The organism is Epibacterium sp. ABV4_022 (assembly GCF_056159345.1).
In genome coordinates, this window is record NZ_JBSWVA010000001.1 from 1,429,238 (window position 1) to 1,450,831 (window position 21,594).

Consider the following 21,594-nt stretch of genomic DNA (forward strand, 5'->3'; position numbering starts at 1 on the left):
TCAGTGGCCTCCTTTATGATCGCGCCAGGTGCGGCGCAGGGGAGCGATGAGCAGGAGCGTGATGCCGATCATGGTCAGCATGGCGCTGGCGGAGGCGCGGCTGATCGAACGGTTGCCCGCCTGATCCGGAACCAGGAAATCATAGGTCAGCCATTGCAGCGAGATCACGTGCCCCTGGGAGGAGAAGCCGACGACCTCTTCGAACACGCGATAGGCGTCCATCAGGTGGATCATCGACACAAAGATGATCAGCGGCATCAGATGCGGGATCACGATGTAGCGCAGCCGTTGCCAGCGCGAGGCGCCGTCGATCACCGCACTTTCGAGACTGTCGGAATTCACCGTCTGAAGGCCCGCGTAAAAGACGATCGCGGCAAAGGGCGCGACGTGCCACACGCGGTAGAGCATCATCAAAAGCTCGATGGTCCAGGCCTGGGCGAACATGGCGATGTCGCGACCCGAGTACCATTCCATCGCCGCCGTCAGGATGCCGTCGCCGCGAAACAGCCAGTTGATCGACAGCGCGCCAATCACCGGCGTGATGATGAACGGCAGCAGCGAGATAAAGATCACCGGCCCGCGCACCGCACGGGCGGCGTTGTTGATCATCAGCGCAATGCCAAGGCCGAGGCCGATGTTCAGCGGCAGGGTGATGAGGGTGAAGGTCAGCGTAAAGCGCAGCGCCTTCCAGAAGTCGATGGTCTGAAAGGCCGACCAGCTGCCGGATTTCAGCGCATCCCACGCGCGGCCCAGCTCCAGCACATTGCGGTAGCTTTGCAGGCCGACAAATTCGGTGCGCGTCATCACGTCGCCGTTGTCATCCACAACCGGGACGGACTTTTCTTCGGTGGTGCAGGTCTGGGTCAGAAAGCCGGGGGTGCAGGTTTCCACCTCCACCACCTCATAGACGGTCTGGGTGACATAGAAGCTCTGCACAAAAACGCTGATCAGCGGAAAGGCGATGAACAGAAGCATCATAAAGACAGAGGGGCCGACAAAGGCGGCAAAGGTGCGGAAATTCATGTCTCTGCCTTTCTCATGGTTCCGTGGGACTGGGAAAAAGGGGGGAGGGCGCAGCCTCCCCCGAGGTCGACGAGGAGAGGGGAGGGTTACTCCAGGAGGCCCGCTTCCTTGGCGGCGGTGATATAGTTTGCCTCGATGTCGGCCAGCGTGGTTTCCGCATCCTTGGCGCCGGTCAGGTAGGCCGATAGCCCGTTGCCGAGGGCGGAATGCAGGATGCCCAGCGCGGTGGAGGCCGGGTAGGGGCGGGCGCCGTTGGCGGCAGATGCGGCGGCCCCGGCGGCCAGCGGGCCAGCCTCATAGCCGGGCACCAGCCAGACGGCGGCATCATTGTTGGCCTGCACCATTTCGGTGTCGAGCCCTTCCATCACCACCCTGAAGGCGGCCTCGGCCTCCTCATCGCTCATGTTGGCGGCCAGCACGACGCCATCCCACCACAGCGAGGTTGCAGGCGCGGCAGAGCCCATCGGGGCGGAGGCCATCTTGACCTTGCCCACCACCTGGCTTTCGGCGGCATCTTCCATCGCGGCGGCGCGGCTGGCCCAGAGGTTGGCCATGGCGATTTTGCCCTGCTGGAACTGCTGCTGCACATAGGTGGAGTCAGAAACGAGATACTCGGGGTCCATATAGGCGGTCATCGCCTTCAGGGTTTCCAGCGCCTTGATGCCTTCGGGGGTGTTGATGGTGGGGTTGTTGTCGGCGTCGACAAAATTGCCGCCCTCGCCGAGGTACATGTTGACGAATTCCTGCGCCAGGTTCCAGCCGGTCTTGAAGGTACCACCGAGCGGATAGTCAACGACGCCTGCGGCCTTGATTTGTTCGGCGGCGGCGAGGACATCGGCATAGGTCTTGGGCTCTTCGATGCCGAGATCAGCCAGGATGTCCTGCCGGTACATCAGGTGCTGGGCGTTCACCATCATGGCGATCGCCATGGTCTCGCCGTCGATCTTGATCAGCTGGTTGGGTGTCAGGTTTTCCCCGTATTTCGCCACCAGATCATCCAGCGGGCGGATGGTGCCGGCGTTCAGCAGCGGGATCAGCGTCTCGTTGGCGACGCCGCCGATCTGGTAAAGCGCCGGGTTGGCGGCAAAGGCCTCGGGCTGCTTTTCCTTGAACTCCTGATCGAGCGAGGCGGAGAAGTTGCCGCATTCCGCCATCGCGTCGGTCGCGGCCTTCCAGGCCTCAAACCCGGCGGTGAGGGATTTGAGCGGCACGGTGTTTTCAAACGCGCAAGAGGCCGAAGCCGCCGCGCCCGCAAGGGACAGCGCCCCTGCCATCAGAATGGTCTTGAGTGTCATGAAGTTGGCTCCCTGTGGGGTTCCTGTTGAGTTGAGGTCCGCCGGGTTGTCCCGGTCTGTTCTGGAATGGTCAGATGCGTTCGCCGGTTTCGGCATCAAACAGGTGGCAGATCGCGGGCGGCACGCTGAGGTGCACCGGATCGCCGATTTCGGCGCGGAAGGTCTTGTCTGCCTTGACCGAGACCAGCGCCCCACCGACGCGCACGGAAATCATCGTCGCATCGCCCAGGAGTTCGAGCGTGTAGATCGGCGCGGTGATCTGGCCCTGACCCTCGGGGGCGAGGCTGGCATCCTCGGCGCGGAAACCGAGCGTCAGCGGGCCATCCTTGGCCTCAAGGCCCGGAATTTCCACATGTTTGGCGCGGAAGGTGCCGCCGGTGACGGTGCCCTCCATCAGGTTCATTGCGGGAGACCCGATGAAGCTTGCGACAAATGTATTGGCCGGGTGGTCGTAAATTTCCGTGGGCGAGCCGACCTGCTGCACCACGCCTTTTTTCATCACCACCACCCGATCTGCCAGCGTCATCGCCTCGATCTGGTCATGGGTGACATAGATCGTGGTGATGGCCAGTTCGTGGCTGAGGTTCTTGATCTGGGCGCGGGTGGAGACGCGCAGCTTGGCGTCCAGATTGGACAGCGGCTCATCCATCAGGAACACATTGGGTTCGCGTACGATGGCGCGGGCCAGAGCGACGCGCTGACGCTGGCCACCGGACAGTTCCGCCGGCTTGCGATGCAGGAAATCGTCCAGCTCCACCATGGCGGAGGCGCGGCGCACCTTGTCGTCATGGGTCGCGGGGTCGACGCCGCGCACCTTCAGCGGAAAGCGGATGTTTTCATAGACATTGAGGTTCGGATACAGCGCATAGGACTGGAACACCATCGCCACGTCGCGGTCCTTGGGTTCCAGATCGTTCACCACCTTGCCGTCGATCAGGATTTCGCCCTCGGTCACATCCTCCAGCCCGGCGATCATCCGCATGGTGGTGGTCTTGCCGCAGCCCGAAGGGCCGAGCAGCACGAGGAATTCGCGATCGGCGATGGTCAGATCGAAGTTGTTCACCCCGACAAAACTGCCCCAGCGCTTGCCGATATTGCGCAGTTGGATTTCAGCCATTGATACTCCCCGCGTCTGATGGCGCTGCGCTTTGTCACAATCTCAAGGTTGAAATTGCAAGCGCTTGCAAAAAGGGTAGCGACAGGAAGCGCCATCTGGCAAGATGTTTTTGCAAGCGTTTGCAAAACTCTGCGGGGCGGCGGCGCGATCCGAAATCTAAGGGGCTGATTTTCCGAATGAAACCGACAGAACTCCAGCACGCGAAACACCTGGTGCGCGCCTTCTACAAGGCCCTGGACGGGGCCGAGGGGGCTGCGATTCCGGCTGCTATGGCGCGATATTGCAGCCCGAATCTGCGTTGGCGCGGCTATCATCCGTTTGATGAAATCATCGGGCCGGAGGCGGTGGCGCAAGCGTTCTGGCAGCCCCTCAGGGGCGCGCTGACCCGGATGCAGCGGCGGCTCGACGTGTTTATGGCCGGCGAGAACTACTATTCGGACCCGGGCGGGATCTGGGTCTGCTCGATGGGGCATCTGATGGGGCTGTTTGACGCGCCCTGGCTCCAGATCGCGCCGACGGGCAAGCTGGTCTTCCTGCGCTACTGCGCCTTTCATCGCGTCGAAGGAGACCGGATCACCGAGACGGCGATGTATTTCGACATCCCGCATCTGATGATGCAGGCCGGGCTGCAGCCCTTTCCGCCGCAGACCGCCAGCCATCAGGTGCAGCCGGGGCCGCAGACCCATGATGGCGTGATGTTCGACCCGCAGGACCCCGCCGCGGGGGCGCAGACGCTGGAGCTGATACAGCGGATGGTCACCGACCTTGGCACCTGGCAGGGTGCGCTGCCGCTGGAAGAGGAACTGGCCCGCACCTGGCATCAGGACATGCTGTGGTGGGGCCCGGCGGGGATCGGCGCCACCTACACGATCGAACGCTATGCCAAACAGCACTCCGGCCCCTTTCGCGCCGGGTTTTCAGAGCGTTCCAAGACCCAACACATCTGCCGGATCGGCGAGGGCAATTTCGGCGGCTTCTTCGGCTGGCCCAATTTCACCGCGGTGCCGAGCGGCGGTTTCATGGGCATGCCCGCCACCGGCAAACCCGGCGAGTTCCGGGTGATCGACATCTATCGCCGCGACGGTGACAAGCTGGCGGAGAACTGGGTCTTCATCGACCTGCTGCATTTCTGGAAACAGCAAGGCGTCGATGTGCTGGGGCGAATGGCCCAGATCGGGCCCGCAGCGCGCGCAGGGTCCTGACCCTCGCGCCGATGCTCAGGGGCATTTCCGCGCCCTGCGCGGTGACGGGGCTGTCAGGGAGGGGCGATCAGGCATAGACACGGTCGGACAGCGGCGTCGACTCCAGCCGTGCGATCAGGTTCGTGAGCAGCCTGTCCTCGGCGCGATTGCGGATCGTTTCGGGGTGCCAGACCAGGTAGACATCCACTTCGGGCAGGTCCTCGAACGGGGGGACCTGCCACAGCAACCCGTCGCGCAGGTCACGGGCCACCACATGTTTGGGCAATGGGCCGATGCCGAGCCCGGCCATGATCATGCGGCGCACCTCTTCGAGGTTCTCCGATACGCCGGTCACCTGGGACGCGAGGGCGGCGCGGGCGCGCAGCAGGGTCACATCCTGCAGCGCGTCTTGCAGCCGGTCGTTGTCAAACACCACCGCCGCGTGGCCTTTGAGGTCATCCAGTGTCAGGTCGCGGCGACCAAACAGCGGATGGCGCGGGCCGCAAAACAGCGCAAATGTCTCGCGGTAGACCGGGATGTAGCGCAGGTTCGGATCCTGTTCGCGCACCAGGGCGAGGGCAAAGCTCACCCGTTTGGCCGCCACCGCAGAGATCGCATCGCCGCTGGTGATCACGTCGATGGCAAGGCTCGCCTTTGGGTGGTCGGCGTAGAAATCGCCGATGACCGCATCAAACAGCGGACACAGCACATGGCTGGCCACGGCAATGCGCACATGGCCGCTGATTTCAGGCGTCACCGTGCGCATCAGGGTCGCCAGCCGCAGGATGGAGCCGTTGATGTTCACCGCCTCGCGATAGAGCATCGCGCCAGCCTCGGTGAGGGTGAACCGCCCCGGCGAGCGCTCGATCAGGCGCTGGCCCAGCTGGTCCTCCAGCTTCTTCAGGGCGACCGAAACCGTGGGCTGTTTCAGCCGCAACCGCTCCGCCGCCTCGGTGATGGAGCCGCTCTCTGCCAGCACCACAAAGGTGCGCAACAGGTTCCAGTTCATCTCTCGGGTGAGACGCTCGGGGTCGATATGTGGCGGCGCGGAGGCGGAGGGGGGCTGCGTCATGTTATTTGAAAACAATGCCTTATTGCGAGGGGCTGGCCTTGGCCTGTGGGGGTGAATGGATGTGTAATCCTCGCTGTATTATGAAAATCTATGGCGGGTTAATCAATTATCTATTTGATCTATTCCAGATCCCTCCGCAAATTTCACGGAAGATCAACGTGGCGACACGGCCCCTCCGCAGAAGCGGCACCAGCCGACAGAGGGGCCATCCGGTTGCGCGTTGCACTGACAACAGGGAACGGAGATTTTCATGCGTAAGTCACTTTGGACCACCGCAGCCACGGCGGCTGCTTTCACCCTGTCGCTGGGCGCGGCGGAGGCGGCCGATATGCGGCTCAAACTCGCGGGCGTCGTCCCGGTCGAACACTTCGGAAATGACATCCTGAAACAGATCGAGGCCGATATCGAAGGCGCTGATGTGGGCCTCTCGGTGACGTTGTTCGAGGCCGGGCAGCTTGGCTCCGGCGAAGAGCTGTTCGAGGACGCCGCGCGGGGCAACGTCGATCTGGTGCATTCCGTCATCTATGCCCACCGTGATCCGGTGCTGGAGATCAACTCCTTGCCCTATCTGGTGTCGAGCTTTGACGAGATGGAGAATATCTACCTCAACAAGGACAGCGCCTTTAACGCAATCTTTGCCGAACGGCTTGAAGGACTGGGGCTGAAGCTGCTGGCCAATGCGCCCGAAGGGTTTATCGGCGTGGTTGCGGAAAGCCTGCCCGAAAACGCAACATCTGTGGGCGACAAGGGCGTCAACATCCGTGTCTGGTCGAGCCAGGTGATCAAGAACACCGTGGAGGCCATGGGCTTCAACGCCACCACGATGAACTGGGGCGAGGTCTTCCCGGCGATCCAGTCCGGTGTTGTGGATGGCGCGATCTGCTGCACCGCGCAGCTGGCATACAGCGCCTTCGCCACCTCGGATGTGGGCAAGTATTTCATCCCCTATGGCGCGGTGGTCGAGAACACCACCTATTACGCCTCCATGGAGACATGGGAAGAGATGAACGACGAACAGCGCGCCGCCGTGCAGGCCGCGTTTGACAAGGCCGCGCAGAGCTATTTTGCCGAGGCCAAGGCCAATGAAGCGGGCTATATCGATAAGCTCAAGGAAACCGGCTATGAGGTGGTCGAGGTCTCTGACGCCGAGCGCAGCGCTATTGCCGAGACCGTGCGCAAGGATGTCTGGCCGGGGATTGCAGAGATTGTCGGTCAGGATGTGATCGACCGCCTGATGGCCCCCAGCAACTGATCCCAATGATCTGACAGCGCGCAGGCCCCGGCATCCGGGGCCTGTCCTTGATCTCCAGACGGTGACTGCATCATGAAAGACCTGAGCCGGGATTTGCCGCCCGGGCTGTCCAAGCTGGTCCGCACCCTGTTGCGGCTGCAAACGATCTACGTGTGCTTTGGCTGTATCGCCATGGCGCTGACCTTCTTCCTCGTGGTGGTGTTCCGATATGGCTTTAACGCCGATCTGTTCGCCTATGAGGAATGGCTGCTGATCATCTGTTTCTGGCTCTATTTCATCGCCGCCGCCATTGGCACCTGGGAGGGCGTGCATGTGAACGCCGATCTCCTGGACTTTGTGATCCTCGATCCCGTCAAACGGCGCGCGCGGGCGATCCTGATCACCGGGATCGAGCTTTTGGTGACCTTGGTGCTGTTTTACTGGTCCACGGTGATGATGATCGAGGAAATTGGCGATTATCCCCGCTATCAGACCACGATTGCCCTGCAAATTCCGTTCTTTGTGCCGCGTGCGGCGATCTTTGTCGGCTTTGGCCTGATGGGGCTCTACAGCGCGCTGCGGCTTTTTGTTTTCCTGAAACTTCCGGCGGCGCGCTTTGCCGTGCCCGCCGATCGCGACCCTGCCGCAGGAGCCTGACCCCATGATTATCCTCGGCAGTCTTTTGATCCTGTGTGTGCTGCTCCTCATTGGTGTCAGCGTGCCTTTGTCGTTCGGCGGCGTGCTGGTTTTTATCGGCGTCTTTGGCGGCCATGACGTGACCGGGTTCATGCCCACGGGACACTGGAAGATGAACTCCATCGTGCTGCTTGCGATCCCGCTGTTCATCTTCGCCGGTGCCATCATGGAGCGGGGGCGGATCGCTGCGCCGCTGGTCTCGGTGGCGGAGCTTCTGGTGGGGCGCATCCACGGGGGCCTCAGCGCGGCGGCGGTGTTTGCCAGCGGCATCTTCGGGTCGATCTCTGGCTCGGCGGCGGCAACGCTCACTTGCATCGGCTCGATCATGATGCCGCATCTGAAGGCCGCGAATTACCCGCGCGGCCCGGCGGCGGCGCTGATTGTGGCGGCCTGTCCACTGGGGCTGCTGATCCCGCCGTCCTCGTCGCAGATCCTTTATGCGTGGGTGGCGCAGCAATCGGTGCTCAAGTGTTTCCTCTCGACCGTGGTGCCGGGGCTGATCCTGATTACGCTTCTGTGCATCGTGAATTACGTGCTGATGCGCAAGGCGGATCTGAAACTGCTGGAACGCCCCGCAAGCTATCCACAGGAATTTGTGCGGCGCGGCGGGCGGGCCTTTCCGGCGCTGTTGATGCCGATCATCATTCTGGGTGGCATCTACGGCGGTATCATGACCCCCACTGAGGCTGCAGGCGTGGCGGTGATCTATGCCATTCCGGTGGGCCTGTTCATCTATCGCGGCCTTACGCCCCAGAACATCTGGCCGACCCTGCGCTATGCGGGCACCACCATTGGCGTGGTGATGTTGATGGTTTTTGTTGTGGTGATCGTCAGCCGCTTTCTGGTGTTCGAGGACATCCCCGGCATGGCCAAGGATCTGATCTTCTCGATCTCGGACAACCCGATCGTGATCCTGCTGATGGTCAATCTGGTGATGATCCTCATTGGCATGCTGATGGATGATATCTCGGGGCTGTTGCTGTCGGCACCGCTCCTGTTGCCCATCGTGCAAAGCGTCGGCATGGACCCGGTGCATTTTGCCGCTGTACTTGGCGTCAATCTTGGCATGGCCAATATCACGCCGCCGACCGCGCCGCTGTTGTACCTGGGCGCAAAGGTCACCGACACGCCCGTGAGCGAGATGCTGAAGCCCACCTTCATCATGATCGCATTTGCGTGGCTGCCGACGCTGCTGATCACCACCTTTGTGCCAGACGTGGCGCTGTGGCTGCCCAATTTTGTCTTTGGCTAAGGCCGCAAGGAGACCGACATGAAAGCGATCTATGATCCCCGCCAACGCGCCCATAATCCCAGCCAGTTCATGGCCTATGGGGTGATGAAGCCAAACCCGGAACAACCCGAACGTACCGAGATCTTGCGCACCGGCGCCGAGGCGGCAGGCTGTACATTTACCGCCCCCGAGGACGCCGGCCTTGGCCCCATCGCTGCGCTGCATTCGCCGGAATACCTGACTTTCCTGCAGACCATCCACGCCCGCTGGTCCGAGATTGAGGGCGCAGGTCCGGAAGTGATTTCCCACATCAAGCCGGGGGATCGCCGTGACAGCTATCCGCGGTCTGCGCTGGGGCAGGCGGGCTATCATCAGGCCGATACCTCCTGTCCGATCAATGCCGAGACATGGGGCTCTGCCTATTGGTCGGCGCAGACCGCGATCAGCGCCGCCGATCTGGTCGCAAATGGCGAACACGCTGCCTATGCGCTCTGTCGCCCGCCGGGGCATCATGCCTTTGGCGATATGGCGGGGGGCTTTTGTTTTCTCAACAACTCCGGCATCGCCGCGCAGCTGTTGCGGGATCGGGGTCTCAGGCCGGCAATTCTGGATGTGGACGTGCATCACGGTAATGGCACGCAGGGGCTGTTTTATGATCGCGACGATGTGCTGACGCTCTCGATCCACGCTGATCCTGCGGATTTTTACCCGTTCTTCTGGGGCCACAGCTCTGAACGCGGCGAGGGCCGGGGGCGGGGCTATAACCTCAACCTGCCGCTGCCGCGTGGTACCGATGATGCGCCCTTCCTGGCCGCGCTCGACACCTGCCTCGACCGCGTTCGCGCTTTTGGCACCGACGTATTGGTCATTGCGCTGGGCCTTGATGCCTCCAAGGACGATCCGTTTCAGGGCTTTCAGGTCACTGGCGACGGGTTTTCCCGCATTGGCGAGGCGATTGCCTGCGCGGGCCTTCCGACGCTTTTTGTGCAGGAGGGCGGTTACATCTCCGACAGCCTCGGCCATAACCTCACCCGCGTGCTTGGCGGTTTTACCTCTGCCGCACGCTGAGATTCCCTTTAATCCTCAAACCATAAGAGACGACTATGAGTGATATCACCTACGCCCACACCACCCAACGAATGAGCCAGATCGTCACCCATGGCGACACCATCTACCTCGCCGGTCAGGTCGGCACCGCCGGGGCCAGCGTGACCCAGCAGACGCAGGATTGCCTCGACAAGATTGACGCGCTGCTGGCCGAGGCGGGCTCCTCCAAGGAGCGCATCCTGCAAGCGACCATCTGGCTCGCCGATATGGCTGATTTTGCCGAGATGAACGCGGTCTGGGATGCCTGGGTCCCCGAAGGCCGTGCGCCCGCGCGGGCCTGTGGCGAATCCAAGCTCGCCACGCCCGAGTTCACCGTCGAGATCCTCGTTATCGCCGCCAAAGGCTGATTTCCGGGGGCCGTGGCCCCCTGCATGAAACACATCCCACGCCCGCGGCCTGCGGCGGGCGTGCGGGATACGCCTTGCCTACAGGAGCCCTCTCTCATGTCCGAAATTCTGGTTCTTGGTGGCGGCATGGTTGGGATTGCGACCGCGCTGGAGTTGCAGGCGCGGGGGCATGCGGTCACGGTTGTCGACCGCAAATCACCGGGGCAGGAGACCAGCTATGGCAATGCGGGGCTGATCCAGGCCGAAGCGGCAGAGCCCTACGCCATGCCCCGCGCGCTGCCCGAGATCCTCGACATCCTGCTGGGGCGCAGCAACGATGTGGTGTGGTCGCCGCGGGGTGTCCTCAGCCAACTGCCCGCGCTGTGGCAATACTACCGTTATTCCCATCCCCGGCGCCATCAGCTCCTGTCGCAACCCAATGCGCGGCTGATCCGCAGCGCCTGCGCCGATCACGACCGTTGGATCAGCCTTGCGGGCGCCGAGGATCTGATTGCGCGGGATGGCTATCTGTCCGTGTTTCAGGACCCGATCGCATTCGAGGCCATGGCGCGCGATCTCGACCGGCTGCAACAGCGCTACGGGATCGACGCGGTGCCACTCGATGGTGCCGAACTATGCCAGGCGGAGCCGATGTTTCGCACCCCGCCCGCCGGCGCGATCCATTGGCGCGAGGTCTGGAGCTGCACTGCGCCCGGTGAATTGGTCACCCGCTATGCGGAGCTGTTTCGTCGCCGGGGTGGCACCATCCGCCGCGGTGATGCCAGCACGCTGCGCCGTGCGGGCCACGCCTGGGAGGTGCAGACCGACGCAGGGCGGGTGAGTGCGGAACATGCCGTCATCGCACTCGGGCCATGGACGCCGCCCCTGCTGGCGCAATTGGGCTACCGGGTGCGGATGATCATGAAACACGGCGCGCATCGCATGTATCCGCAGGCCGCAACGCTGCGCCGCCCGGTGTTTGATGCCCGCCACGGGGTCGTGCTCTGCAGTATGAAGGGCGGCTTGCGGATGACCTGCGGTGTGGCGCTGGAGGCCTCGGGCCGGGTGCCGGATGTGCGCCAGCTTGACCGGGCCGCCAGCGGGCTTTCGGCCTATCTCGACCTCGGCGCGACCGAGGCCGGGCCGATCTGGCGCGGCACACGGCCCTTTCTGCCCGATATGTTGCCGATGGTCGGCGCTGCGCCCAGACATGACCGTCTCTGGTTCCATTTCGGGCATGGGCACCAGGGGTTCACCCTTGGGCCGACCACCGCGCGCCATCTGGGGGACATGCTGGACGGGGACGCCGATGAGGCCTGCGCGCCGCTGATGCCCGCCCATCGCCCCGCCATTATCACCTAGGGTCCTGACCCTGGCCCGCGACAGAACCAGCCAGCGCGCGTCAGGCGCACCGCACCGCACGTCGAGGCGCGCCGCCTGAGCCAGCCGGGCGGCACCGGCAGCGGTTATTGAAGCGGTGTGGCCAGCCAGCTGCGGAGGTCTTCGGTCATCTCCGCCAGCTGCATGCGTCCATTGACGCTTTTGTGGTATTCCAGCTGGATCGTCTCCCGCGCAAGAAGCGTGCGGCAGTCGTCAGGGCAGGGTTGGTGACGCGACAGCAGATGGACCTCCCAGCAGGATCTGTGCTGGGCAATCATCGCCCGGAGCTTTTCGGTGATCTCGTCACACAGGATGAACACGATCGGATCTCGCGTGCCGGGGCGCAGGCTGTCGAGCGCCGAGATGATCTTGCCGTCCCGCTCCAGATCGCAGAGCACGATGCGTGCGTCCGCGCCCTGGTTGGCCAGCGAAATCGGGAGCAAGTCCCGCAAGGCGGAGGCTTCCCCGTCCTGCGCGCGGCTGTCCGTGGCGGCGGAGGCGGTGCGGCGCCGTTGCGTGTCTCTGTTCTCCGCCCGGAGCGGTTGCAGCCAGGTGGCAGGGCGTGGGATGGCATAGCGTGCAATCCCGTGTTGCTCGGCATAGGTCACAAGCCATTCTTCGGCGCTGTCGCCGGCCTTGTGATCGGCCATCTTCAGGTTCACTGTCCCGGTGTGAAAGCCGCAGGAGCTGGTGGCGGGCACATGGATGCGACGGCGGCGCACCAGTGGATCCGTGGGGCGGAACCTGCTTTTTGCGCGTTTGATGTCGGCGGGCGATGCGGGATATTGCAGCAGGATGCCATCGACGCAGACGATCCCCTTGCCCTCGGTCTGGGCCAGTTCCTGCACCATCCGCAGGGCGTAATCGGTCGGGTAGAGATAGTCGTCGCTGCAGGCCAGGTAGATCGCGTTCTCGATGTGGTCGAGCCCCCAGAACCGACCCGCGTCGCCGGGCTGGGCCGGGTCTTCGCGCAGGACACAGGTGACCTTGTCCATGCGGTGCAGATACTCCGGCACCTCCGTGACGCCATGGAGATGGACAAACAGGCCGTCCACCTGCGGCAGCAGCGAGGTCACCGTTGCCCGCAGCGCGGCATCGTTTTCCACCGAGGTCGACAGCCCCGCATAGAGCCCCGAGGTCGCCGGCAGCTGCTCTGCGACGCTGTCCAGAATGCGTCTGGTGTAGCTGCGGCCGTCCTGCGCCCGCTCCAGACAGGTCCTGAAGAGATAAGCACCACTGTCGCCAAAACGCTCCGCCTTTTGATAGCCGAGGGGCCACAGCAGCTGTTCGATCCGGTTCAGTTCCTCACGACAGCTGGCCTCGGCGACGATCAGCGGTTTGCACCGCTCAATGGTCGACAGCCCCCCCTCCAGCACCTGGTCGCCCTGGCCCCGGACGTCGACCTTCAGGAGATCGACATGACGGGCCTGTGTCAGCGCATCCAGTGTGGAAATCTCCACGCTGCCCTGATCCGTTTCCTCCACGCGGGCGAACCCGAGGTTGCTGGCGGTCAGATCGACGATATCTCCGCGCCCGGCTGTGCGCCCAAGCGCCAGCTGGTGGCGTTCGACCTGATCTCCCAAATCATTGAGCTCGACATTCTTTTCAAGAATATCAAAGGCATCCGGGACCGGTTCGACGCTGATGACCTGCGCATCCAGCACCCGGCCAAAAAACAGGGTATGGTTGCCGATGTTGGCGCCCACGTCGACCACCGTCGGCGTTTCCGGCAGGCGCGCACAAAGCGCGATCAGCAGCTCTTCCTCATGGAAGCGCCCCGTCTCGCGGACGAATTTCTGCATCTGGTCGACCTCGGACGGGAGATAGACCGGGATATCGTGACCAAAGGCCTTGAGCGTCTTGACGTGACGCGTGGCAGTGCTGGCAAGGGGCATGGGGGGGATCTGCGAACTGTTGTGAGGGGCGCTGCGGTTGGTCACGGGCATCTGCTAGTCCTTTGCGACCGGAAAGGTCACGATCCCGGTGCCACCGATACCGCCGAGACATTGCTCCAGACCCACCGTCAGTTTCGCGGTTTGCTCGATCACCTGCGCGGCGACCTCGTTCCGGCTGAGCAGGGTGCAGAAGTGGAACCCGGACTGCGACAGGTATTCAGAGATCGCGGGCAGGGCGACAACGGCGAATGTGCCTTCGTTCTCCTCGGCGCGCGCATCCACGATCACCACGTCAAAGGGCGCGGTCTCGGAGAGCGCCGCGCAGGACGGGAACAGGCAGTCCTGATTGTTGAACTGCACCTTGGTCTTGGGCGCGGCGAGGATCTCGACCGTGCGGTCCAGCCCGAGCAGCGCAAGCCGCGCCCGAAGCGCCTGTTCGTCCCGGGGGCCCGCCATCAGGCAGGTCACGGAGGCCTCTGCGGCCAGCGCCACCACAAGCGTCGCAGTGTCGGGCGCGCCGATGTAGAGCACGCGCCCGGCGTGCCGGCTGATGATCCGAGACAGCGACAACAGTTGCAGCGGGGTTGTCCCGCTGTCCGCTGTCACGGCCAGCGCGGAGAGCAGGTCGGGATGCTGCATCCCCAGTTGACGGGCGGCCTGGGGGTGCCAGACCTGAGCGGGGTCGATGGACGGAACGTCGGACAATTTGATATCTCCGGACACTGAGCTGATGGGGGGGGCAGAGTCTGCGGGGGGCGCTGGCAGAGGCGAGCGCGGTTGATACAGCGGCAGCGGTGGCTTGGCATGGATCTCGATCGCGTTGTTGTACTGCAGCTTCGAGGTCAGAGAATTGAGCTTGGGGGTGCTGTTGTGTAGCGACAGCGGGTTGGTCATCGTGTAGCGATAGGCGAGTTTGGGGATGAACTTGTAGTTCCGCGTCTGATCCAGCACCGGCATCGCGAGCGCGACGTCACAGGCGCCCATATACCAGTCCCCTTTGCCGTCCTTGTAATAGCTCTCCGGGATGTTCTCCAGCAAGACACTGCGAAAGCTGAAGAAATGGCTGGTGCACCAACTTTGGCTCCGCGGCGAGCGCGTGGGGTCCAGGGCGCGGTTCTGCCCTTGCTGACCGCTGTCGGTAAAAAAATTGGTCCAGACCACATCCTTGCCAGCAGCATAATGTGCGGCCATTTCCCGGAGGATGTTTGAATCGGCAAGCTGGTCATCCGCATCCAGGATTGCGATGAAATCGAACCCCGCCGCCAGGGGGCGCAGATGGGTCCAGATGTTTTGCGATTTCCCAAGCCGTGTCGGATTGTGCACATAGGTGTGCCGCGCGGGAAAGAGTTCGGTCAGATAGTGTTGGGCGATCTCGCCTGTCTGGTCTTCGGAACCGTCATCGACATAGAGCACGTGAACGTCCTCATGGGTCTGCCGGGCAACGCTTCGAATGGCCTCTGCGGCGTAGATCTCGCAATTTCGTGCCGGCATGAAGACCAGGCAGTTGTTTTTCTGACTTGATGCCGAATCCAGCATGACAATCCCGACAAGCTTCACACCGTTCTGGTGCTGATGATGGCCTGCCGCGCGTCACAGCTCATGATCGTGCTCTGCGGGCATTGAGCAAGATCTATCACCAGTTTGGTTAAAACTTTCCCAAAGATCCGGCGCAAGATCAGCAGGACTCGTGTTTTTGCGCTTGTGTATTGCAGCCCGCTGCGGTGGCGTCCGCGTGCCGGGGGCGACGCCACAGGCCGGGGGCGGGGCGTGGCGCGGAGAGCTCCGCGCCACCTTGCAAGTGCGGCTTGTGTCTGCCGCTTCGGTTTCCTGCAGGATCAGGCGCGCAGGCGTTCGCCTTTGGGGTCAAACGGTGGCTCGGCCAGGATTTCCGCCCGATGCGGGCGACCCAATACCATGACCTCGACCGTATCGCCGGGGACGGCGCCCTTCACAAATCCAAGGGCAAGCGACATGCCGACCGTATAGCCATAGGTGCCCGAGGTGACCCGTCCGATGCCCTGGCCATCCTTGAAGATCGGCTCGCCACCGGTTGCATCTGCGTTGGAGGCGGTCACATCCGCCTCCTCAAGCCGCAAGAGCACCAGGGTCTCGCGGGCTTCCTGTGCCATGGCCGCTGCGGCGGCGTCCTTGTTGAGGAACGCCTTGTCCATCTTGCAGAGCCGGTCGAGGCCAACCTCCTGCGGATAGTATTCGGGAGAGTATTCCCGGCTCCAGGAGCCATAGCCCTTCTCGATGCGCATCGACATCAGGGCCCGCCCCCCGACAGGGCCCGCGCCGACGGTGCGGCCGGCTTCGATCAACGCCATATAAAGCTTTTGCTGATCTTCTGTGGCGCAGTGCAACTCCCAGCCGAGGTCCCCGGTGAAAGACACCCGCAGCGCCAGCACATTGATCCCATCCAACATCAGGCGCTTGCTGCGCATGAAGGGGAAGTCGGACGTGTCCAGCGACTCGTTGGTCATGCGTTGGAGCATTTCGCGCGACTTGGGACCGGCTACGTTAAAGCCGCAGACCGACTGGGTCATGCTCTCAAAGGACGTGCCCTCGGGCAGGGGCACCGCGCCAAAGAACCGCTTGTGATAGCGTTCCGCCATGCCGGAGCCGATGATCCAGAACTCGTCCTCTGCGGTGCGGGTGACAGTGAAATCCCCGGCAATGCCGCCGCGTTTTGAAATCAGCGGCGTCAGGCAGGAGCGGCCCACCGATTTTGGCATGGTGTTGGCAAAGACCGCGTTGAGCCAGTCTTCGGCGCCGGGGCCCTTGCAGAGGTATTTGGCAAAGTTCGAGATGTCGATGATGCCGGCGCGCTCGCGCAGCATCTTGCATTCCGCGCCCACCGGTTCCCACCAGTTCTGCCGGGTGAAGCCATTGGTGTCCTCGGTGCCGGGCTGATCGGCAAACCACAGGGGATGCTCCCACCCGGCGTTGAGGCCAAAGACCGCGCCCATCTCGCGCTGCATCTCGTAGATCGGGCGGGTGCGGGCCGGGCGGCCGGCGCTGCGTTCCTCGTTCGGGAAGTGGATGGCAAACCGGTGCGCATATTGATCCTGCACGCGGGCCTTGGTGAACTCCTTGGTGGCCCAGTCGTCAAACCGCGCCACGTCCCAGGCGAACATGTCGTATTCGGTTTCGCCCTCGATCATCCATTGCGCCGCCATCAGCCCCATGCCGCCGGACTGCGAGAAGCCGGGAATGATGCCGTTGCAGCAGAAATAGCCCTGCAGTTCCGGCACCGGGCCGAACAGAACGTTTGAATCCGGCGACCAGATCATCGGCCCGTTGATGACCCGCTTGATGCCCGCTTCGCCGACCAGCGGCAGGCGCTCGATGGCGTTCATCATGTTTTCCTCGATGCGCTCCAGATCATCGGGGAACAGGTCATGGGCAAAATCGAGCGGCGTGCCCTCTTCGGCCCAGAATTTCATGTTGCGCTCATAGGCACCGACCAGCAGCCCGTGGCCTTCCTGACGCAGGTAGTATTCGCCGTCGCGATCCGACACCGAGGGCAGGCGTCGGTCCATGTCCGTCACTTCCTTGATGGTCTCGGTGACAAAATACTGGTGCTCGGTGGGCTGCAAGGGCAGGTCCAGACCGGCCAGCTTTGCAACCTCGCGCCCCCAGAGGCCGGCGGCGTTGACCACCCAGTCGGTGCGGATATCGCCCTTGGGGGTCCTCACGATCCAGCTGCCGTCCTCCTGCTGCTCGGTGGCGGTAACCGGGGTAAAGCGATGGATCTCGGCGCCGCGCTGGCGTGCGCCGGTGGCATAGGCCTGGGTCACGCCCGAAGGATCGACATTGCCGCCATCGGGTTCATACATCACGCAGCGGATGCCGTCGTAATTCACCAGCGGATTGAGTTCCTGCGCTTCTTCGATGGAGATCTCGTAGAAATTCATGCCATAGAGCTTGGCCTTGGCGGCCTGCAGGCGCAGCTGGTGCTCGCGCGCTTCGGTCTGTGCCAGGTAGAGCGAGCCGGGCTGGAACACGCCGCAGCCCTGGCCGGTTTCCGCTTCCAGCTCCTTATACAGCGTCATGGTGTAGTGCTGGATGCGGGAGATATTGGTGCTGTCGTGCAGGCCGTGGATATTGGCCGCCGCATGCCAGGTGGAGCCGGAGGTCAGCTCGTCCCGCTCCAGGAGGACCACGTCGGACCAGCCGAGCTTGGTCAGGTGGTAGAGGATCGAGCATCCGATGACCCCGCCGCCGATCACGACGGCTTTGGCTTCTGTACGCATGATATTGGTGCTTTCGCTTTGCTGGTGGTGAAGGTTGGGTTGCGGATCAGTGTTCCACCGCCGCCCCCTGCGGGACAACGTCGAAAATTCTCATCCCCGCATGAGGTGAAGTAAACCGAAGGCGCGCGCGGTCATTCTGCCGCCAGGGGCAGGACCACATCGTCGACGGAGGAGAGGGGCGCCAGCGCATGGTCGCGCAGGGCGGCGTTGGCTCGGGCCCGCATCGGGTCGGCGCGATCCGCCGAGGGGCTGCGGCCGTAGATGCGGCGGTAGATGGCGTTAAAGGCGCTGGCGGTTTCATAGCCGACCGAAAAGGCGATTTCGGACAGGGGCGCATCGGTGTGCAGCACCTTCTGGCGCGCCGCATCCAGTCGCAGTTGCCGATAATAGGCCCCGGGCGTCGTGGCCATCTCCTGTTTGAAAACGCGTTCGAACTGGCGCAGCGACAGCCCCACCAGATCGGCGGCGTCCTGGATCAGCACCCGGTCCTCCAGATGGTCGGCAAAGAACTGTACCGCCTCGCGGATCGGGCGTGGCAGCATGTCCCTGGTCTGGTTGCGCGAATGGCCCGGCAGCAGTTGTGGCGTGCCTTCCCGGCGCTGGGTGGCATGCTGAAAGCGGCAGGCCACCTCCACCGCCACTTCGGCGCTGGTGCGTTCGGCGATCAGGGCCAGCATGTATTCGAACACTGCCGCCGCACCGCTGATGCTGATGCGGCCGCGGTCCTCGCTGAACAGGGTGGGGCAGACCTCCAGCCGGGGAAACCGCTCGCGCACCGCATCGGCATAGGTGAAATGCACGCTGCACCGGGTGCCGTCGAACACACCCGTTTCCGCCAGCGCGAAGATGGCGCCGTTGACCGCCCCGATGCGGCCGCCTTGGCGCAAAAGCCGGCGCAACAGCGCGCTGCTGGCGGCAGGATGGGACAAGGTGCTGTCGGCGGCGGCAAAGGTCAGCAGAACCTCGCTGCGCGCGGCCTCGGACAGAGCCGCATCCGGCGTCAGGCTCAGCCCGCTGCTCGAGTACACGGCTGCCCCATCCTCGCTCGCGGTCTGCCACTGGAAAACAGATGAACCGTGAATGCTCCCGGCCACACGCAGCGCGTCGATCGCCAGCGACAGGGGCGCCAGCGGGAACCCCGGCAGGCACAGAAAGGTGATGGTCATATCAAGCTCCCTCGGTCGGGCTGGGGGACCGCAGTCGGATCAGGCGCCGCAGCGCCTGGATCCTATGATTCCAGCGGCCAGGCGCGGCCATGGGCCACCAGCCTGCGGTTCAGCTCATAGGCGCGGGCCACCCCGGCCTCGAGCGCAAAGACAAAGGCCTGGGTCAGAAAGAAACAGGCGGCGTCCACATCGCCCTGCGCCTCCTCGCCGTCCGCGGCGATGGCGTAGAGCTCGACCAGCTGTTCCAGATCATGCTGCGCATGGGCGGAGAGGATCGCCGCATGCAGCGCTGCGGCGTCCTCCGGGCGAAGGTGTCTCCAGTCCGTGGTCATCATCTGGCGCGGCCCGCCTCAATCTGAGTTGCAACCCAGTGGTGGAAATTATGCGTCGGCCCGTCCATTGCCGGCGAAAACCGTCCGCCGTCGAACATCGGCCCGTGGCGGCCCTTCTGCATGCCCTCGACGACAAAGATGTCTTCCTCGAACACCGTCTTCCACAGTTGCGCGTTCTGATGCCGCATATGGTCGAGACCGGCGGTCTGCTCGCCGGATTTGGCATAGTAGATCTCGATATGCTCTACCGTGTTCTCGCAGTCCTTCGGCTCCAGCACGATGGCGAATGTATGGTCCCGCTGCACGCCCAAGAGCACGTTGGGATAGACCGCCACATATTCACCGCCGGTGTCCCATTTGTCGCTCAGCCCGTCGAAATCCGGGAATACCTCGCCTTCGGCGCCTTGCAGCTGGCGATAGACCAGCGTGCCTTGGCCGGAATATTTCCCCTGCATTTCAATGTTGTAGTGGTCTTCCAGCCGGGAATAGCTGTTCAGGCCCGGGTGCACCCAGGGCAGGTGGTAGCTCTCGCAGTAGTTCTCCACCGCCAGCTTCCAGTTGGTCTTCACCTCAAGCTGGAACGAGCTGTCGATGCCACCGTGATAAAGCGGCTTGTCGAATTCCTGCCAGCGCTCGATCAGATCGGCATGGACCTCCTCAAAGGGCGCGGCATTGCCATCGATATTGACGAAGATCACGTCCTGCCAGACATGGCTGCGAAACGAGATCAGGCTCAGCTCGCCCATCTTGACGTCCTCATGGGTGTTCTGGCCGACGCCCCCCACATGCGGCGCCGCCCGCAGCTTGCCCTTCAGGCTGTAGCACCAGCTATGGTAGGGGCAGCGGATGGTGCCGCGGATGTTCTTGGGTTCGTCCACCAGGACCATGCCCCGGTGGCGGCAGGTGTTCTGATAGACATGCACGGCCCCGTCCTGATCGCGCACCAGCAAGAGCGGCACACCGAGGAAATCCACCGGCTTGGCGTCTCCGGCCTCGGGGATGTCCTTGCCGAACCCCACGCCGGCCCAATTTGCAAAGAGCACCGACTCGCGTTCCTCGGCAAACACCACCGGGTCGATATAATGGGCGTTGGGCAGACCGTTGGCCCGGTTGACCGAGGTCATGACGGTTTCTAGCGAGCTTGGCTTGTTCATCACACTCTCCTGCGAACTGAAGTTGCGGGAGGATGTGGCTGGACGGTGTTTCGCTCAATATCCGAAAATCTCACTCTCGGATTAGCTGGGCTCATCCGAGATCAGCCGGGCCTCGCTGATGATCCAGTCGCGCAGCATGCGGGCGCTGGGCGACAGTTCTTCCTCGGGCTTGCAGATCAGGTAGAATTTCTGCGGCGCAGCCAGAACATGCGGCGTGATGATGCGCAGGTCGCCCCGGTTCAACACCGGAGAGATAAGCTGTTCCCAGCCCAGCGTCAGCCCGGCGCCGTCCTGCGCCGCCTGCAGGGCGATCGAATAGTTGTTGACCCGGATGCCGGAGGCGACCGGCCCCTTGTAGCCCAGCTGCCGGAACCAGTCGTGCCATTTGGTCCAGCTGATGTCATCGCCCTCCAGATGGATCAGGCGCTGCCGCGCCAGGACCTCAAGCGGAGCACCCGCCAGCTCCTCCGCCCGCTCCGGGGCCGCCACCGGCAGGAGGTGATCGCGATAGAGCGGGAATTGCTCCAGCCGCGGGTCCTTTTCCCGCCCATACCAGATGTAGAGGTCCAGCTCGGCCGAGGTGGTAAAGGCCTTGTCGCGCACCACCTGGTTGATGTTGATCTCCGGATGGTCGCGCCAGAACCGGATCACCGCCGGGGACAGCCACATCGTGGCCATGGCCGTGGTCGACCCCACCGTCACCACACCGGCGCTGCCATGGTCGCGAATGGCCTGCAGGCTCTGGGAAATGCGGGTGAAGGACCCGGCAAGCGTGTCATAGAGGGTCTGCCCCGGCGGCGTCAGTTCGACGCCGCGATGCTTGCGCTTGAACAGGGCAACGCCCAGCTCGCCCTCCAGCGCCTTGACCTGATGGCTCACCGCGCCAGGGGTCACCGACAGCTCCTCCGCCGCCTTCTTGAAGCTCAGATTCCGCGCCGCGGCCTCGAATGCGGTCAGTGTCGTCAGAGGCGGCAGATCGTAGTGGCGGCGCGACATGGGCATGTGCTCGTGGCTTGGGTGAAAGTCCCGGGAGTATGGGCATTTGCGGATCGTTTGGCGAGGGGACTTCCCGACATAAGACCGGTCACATCCGACACGCCCCACCAGCGGATCCGGAGGGGCCCGCGCGCGC

At 63.3% G+C, this 21,594-nt stretch carries 18 protein-coding genes; 7 read left to right on the forward strand and 11 right to left on the reverse strand.

Annotated elements, in window-relative coordinates; genetic code table 11:
• From ACXAF5_RS06805 to ACXAF5_RS06815, 3 genes are all read right to left on the reverse strand, one after another.
• Positions 1-1,023 carry a carbohydrate ABC transporter permease gene (locus ACXAF5_RS06805; protein WP_065322605.1) on the reverse strand — a complete coding sequence of 341 codons (1,023 nt, stop codon included), beginning with the start codon at positions 1,021-1,023 and terminating at the stop codon, positions 1-3.
• An 86-nt stretch (positions 1,024-1,109) separates the two neighbouring features.
• On the reverse strand, positions 1,110-2,318 hold the full coding sequence (locus tag ACXAF5_RS06810) for an ABC transporter substrate-binding protein (RefSeq protein WP_474946027.1): 1,209 nt from the start codon (positions 2,316-2,318) through the stop codon (positions 1,110-1,112).
• A gap of 70 nt (positions 2,319-2,388) precedes the next feature.
• A complete protein-coding gene (locus ACXAF5_RS06815; RefSeq protein WP_474946028.1) occupies positions 2,389-3,435 on the reverse strand; it encodes an ABC transporter ATP-binding protein in 1,047 nt (348 codons plus the stop codon).
• A 176-nt stretch (positions 3,436-3,611) separates the two neighbouring features.
• Here ACXAF5_RS06815 and ACXAF5_RS06820 point away from each other — a divergent pair, with 176 nt between their 5' ends.
• Positions 3,612-4,637: a nuclear transport factor 2 family protein gene (locus tag ACXAF5_RS06820; protein WP_474946029.1), complete on the forward strand. Its 1,026-nt coding sequence runs from the start codon at positions 3,612-3,614 to the stop codon at positions 4,635-4,637.
• A gap of 67 nt (positions 4,638-4,704) precedes the next feature.
• Here the strand turns inward: ACXAF5_RS06820 and ACXAF5_RS06825 are convergent, their stop codons facing one another.
• Positions 4,705-5,688: a LysR family transcriptional regulator gene (locus tag ACXAF5_RS06825; RefSeq protein ID WP_474946030.1), complete on the reverse strand. Its 984-nt coding sequence runs from the start codon at positions 5,686-5,688 to the stop codon at positions 4,705-4,707.
• 250 nt (positions 5,689-5,938) lie between these two features.
• Here ACXAF5_RS06825 and dctP point away from each other — a divergent pair, with 250 nt between their 5' ends.
• The 6 genes from dctP to ACXAF5_RS06855 all read left to right on the forward strand — a co-directional run bounded on the left by dctP (position 5,939) and on the right by ACXAF5_RS06855 (position 11,641).
• Positions 5,939-6,940, forward strand: a complete 1,002-nt coding sequence (dctP, locus tag ACXAF5_RS06830; RefSeq protein ID WP_474946031.1) for a TRAP transporter substrate-binding protein DctP — start codon at positions 5,939-5,941, stop codon at positions 6,938-6,940.
• Positions 6,941-7,012: 72 nt separating this feature from the next.
• Positions 7,013-7,576 (forward strand): TRAP transporter small permease, encoded by a 564-nt coding sequence (locus ACXAF5_RS06835; protein WP_474946032.1) that lies wholly within the window; start codon positions 7,013-7,015, stop codon positions 7,574-7,576.
• 4 nt (positions 7,577-7,580) lie between these two features.
• Complete coding sequence (locus ACXAF5_RS06840) at positions 7,581-8,867, forward strand: TRAP transporter large permease (protein ID WP_474946033.1); 1,287 nt, start codon at positions 7,581-7,583, stop codon at positions 8,865-8,867.
• Positions 8,868-8,885: 18 nt separating this feature from the next.
• The gene (locus ACXAF5_RS06845) at positions 8,886-9,914 is read left to right on the forward strand and encodes a histone deacetylase family protein (protein WP_474946034.1); all 1,029 of its coding nucleotides are present in this window, start codon (positions 8,886-8,888) and stop codon (positions 9,912-9,914) included.
• Positions 9,915-9,949: 35 nt separating this feature from the next.
• Positions 9,950-10,300 carry a RidA family protein gene (locus ACXAF5_RS06850; RefSeq protein WP_474946035.1) on the forward strand — a complete coding sequence of 117 codons (351 nt, stop codon included), beginning with the start codon at positions 9,950-9,952 and terminating at the stop codon, positions 10,298-10,300.
• Positions 10,301-10,396: 96 nt separating this feature from the next.
• Positions 10,397-11,641 (forward strand): NAD(P)/FAD-dependent oxidoreductase, encoded by a 1,245-nt coding sequence (locus ACXAF5_RS06855; protein ID WP_474946036.1) that lies wholly within the window; start codon positions 10,397-10,399, stop codon positions 11,639-11,641.
• A gap of 104 nt (positions 11,642-11,745) precedes the next feature.
• Here the strand turns inward: ACXAF5_RS06855 and ACXAF5_RS06860 are convergent, their stop codons facing one another.
• The 7 genes from ACXAF5_RS06860 to ACXAF5_RS06890 form a co-directional block, all read right to left on the reverse strand.
• Entirely contained in the window at positions 11,746-13,605 is a 1,860-nt protein-coding gene (locus ACXAF5_RS06860; protein ID WP_474946037.1) for an FkbM family methyltransferase, read from the reverse strand.
• A gap of 3 nt (positions 13,606-13,608) precedes the next feature.
• Entirely contained in the window at positions 13,609-15,045 is a 1,437-nt protein-coding gene (locus ACXAF5_RS06865; protein WP_474946038.1) for a glycosyltransferase family 2 protein, read from the reverse strand.
• 344 nt (positions 15,046-15,389) lie between these two features.
• Positions 15,390-17,810, reverse strand: a complete 2,421-nt coding sequence (locus tag ACXAF5_RS06870) for a GcvT family protein (protein ID WP_474946039.1) — start codon at positions 17,808-17,810, stop codon at positions 15,390-15,392.
• Between the two features lie 131 nt (positions 17,811-17,941).
• Positions 17,942-18,976: a GlxA family transcriptional regulator gene (locus ACXAF5_RS06875; protein ID WP_474946040.1), complete on the reverse strand. Its 1,035-nt coding sequence runs from the start codon at positions 18,974-18,976 to the stop codon at positions 17,942-17,944.
• Between the two features lie 62 nt (positions 18,977-19,038).
• Positions 19,039-19,308 carry a hypothetical protein gene (locus ACXAF5_RS06880; RefSeq protein ID WP_474947810.1) on the reverse strand — a complete coding sequence of 90 codons (270 nt, stop codon included), beginning with the start codon at positions 19,306-19,308 and terminating at the stop codon, positions 19,039-19,041.
• The gene (locus tag ACXAF5_RS06885; RefSeq protein ID WP_474946041.1) at positions 19,308-20,462 is read right to left on the reverse strand and encodes an aromatic ring-hydroxylating oxygenase subunit alpha; all 1,155 of its coding nucleotides are present in this window, start codon (positions 20,460-20,462) and stop codon (positions 19,308-19,310) included. The genes ACXAF5_RS06880 and ACXAF5_RS06885 overlap by 1 nt, the downstream gene beginning before the upstream one ends.
• Positions 20,463-20,543: 81 nt before the next feature.
• Entirely contained in the window at positions 20,544-21,458 is a 915-nt protein-coding gene (locus ACXAF5_RS06890) for a LysR substrate-binding domain-containing protein (RefSeq protein ID WP_474946042.1), read from the reverse strand.
• Positions 21,459-21,594 lie beyond the last annotated feature (136 nt).

What these genes read in the sequence shown, in the direction of transcription:
- ACXAF5_RS06835 (WP_474946032.1), top strand. Translation starts at nt 7,013, where the DNA reads ATGAAAGACCTGAGCCGGGATTTGCCGCCCGGGCTGTCCAAGCTGGTC.
- ACXAF5_RS06865 (WP_474946038.1), bottom strand. Translation starts at nt 15,045, where the DNA reads ATGCCGGCACGAAATTGCGAGATCTACGCCGCAGAGGCCATTCGAAGC.
- ACXAF5_RS06870 (WP_474946039.1), bottom strand. Translation starts at nt 17,810, where the DNA reads ATGCGTACAGAAGCCAAAGCCGTCGTGATCGGCGGCGGGGTCATCGGA.
- ACXAF5_RS06880 (WP_474947810.1), bottom strand. Translation starts at nt 19,308, where the DNA reads ATGACCACGGACTGGAGACACCTTCGCCCGGAGGACGCCGCAGCGCTG.
- ACXAF5_RS06805 (WP_065322605.1), bottom strand. Translation starts at nt 1,023, where the DNA reads ATGAATTTCCGCACCTTTGCCGCCTTTGTCGGCCCCTCTGTCTTTATG.
- ACXAF5_RS06860 (WP_474946037.1), bottom strand. Translation starts at nt 13,605, where the DNA reads ATGCCCGTGACCAACCGCAGCGCCCCTCACAACAGTTCGCAGATCCCC.
- ACXAF5_RS06875 (WP_474946040.1), bottom strand. Translation starts at nt 18,976, where the DNA reads ATGACCATCACCTTTCTGTGCCTGCCGGGGTTCCCGCTGGCGCCCCTG.
- ACXAF5_RS06815 (WP_474946028.1), bottom strand. Translation starts at nt 3,435, where the DNA reads ATGGCTGAAATCCAACTGCGCAATATCGGCAAGCGCTGGGGCAGTTTT.
- ACXAF5_RS06845 (WP_474946034.1), top strand. Translation starts at nt 8,886, where the DNA reads ATGAAAGCGATCTATGATCCCCGCCAACGCGCCCATAATCCCAGCCAG.
- ACXAF5_RS06810 (WP_474946027.1), bottom strand. Translation starts at nt 2,318, where the DNA reads ATGACACTCAAGACCATTCTGATGGCAGGGGCGCTGTCCCTTGCGGGC.
- ACXAF5_RS06855 (WP_474946036.1), top strand. Translation starts at nt 10,397, where the DNA reads ATGTCCGAAATTCTGGTTCTTGGTGGCGGCATGGTTGGGATTGCGACC.
- ACXAF5_RS06890 (WP_474946042.1), bottom strand. Translation starts at nt 21,458, where the DNA reads ATGTCGCGCCGCCACTACGATCTGCCGCCTCTGACGACACTGACCGCA.
- ACXAF5_RS06840 (WP_474946033.1), top strand. Translation starts at nt 7,581, where the DNA reads ATGATTATCCTCGGCAGTCTTTTGATCCTGTGTGTGCTGCTCCTCATT.
- ACXAF5_RS06820 (WP_474946029.1), top strand. Translation starts at nt 3,612, where the DNA reads ATGAAACCGACAGAACTCCAGCACGCGAAACACCTGGTGCGCGCCTTC.
- ACXAF5_RS06850 (WP_474946035.1), top strand. Translation starts at nt 9,950, where the DNA reads ATGAGTGATATCACCTACGCCCACACCACCCAACGAATGAGCCAGATC.
- ACXAF5_RS06825 (WP_474946030.1), bottom strand. Translation starts at nt 5,688, where the DNA reads ATGACGCAGCCCCCCTCCGCCTCCGCGCCGCCACATATCGACCCCGAG.
- ACXAF5_RS06885 (WP_474946041.1), bottom strand. Translation starts at nt 20,462, where the DNA reads ATGAACAAGCCAAGCTCGCTAGAAACCGTCATGACCTCGGTCAACCGG.
- dctP (WP_474946031.1), top strand. Translation starts at nt 5,939, where the DNA reads ATGCGTAAGTCACTTTGGACCACCGCAGCCACGGCGGCTGCTTTCACC.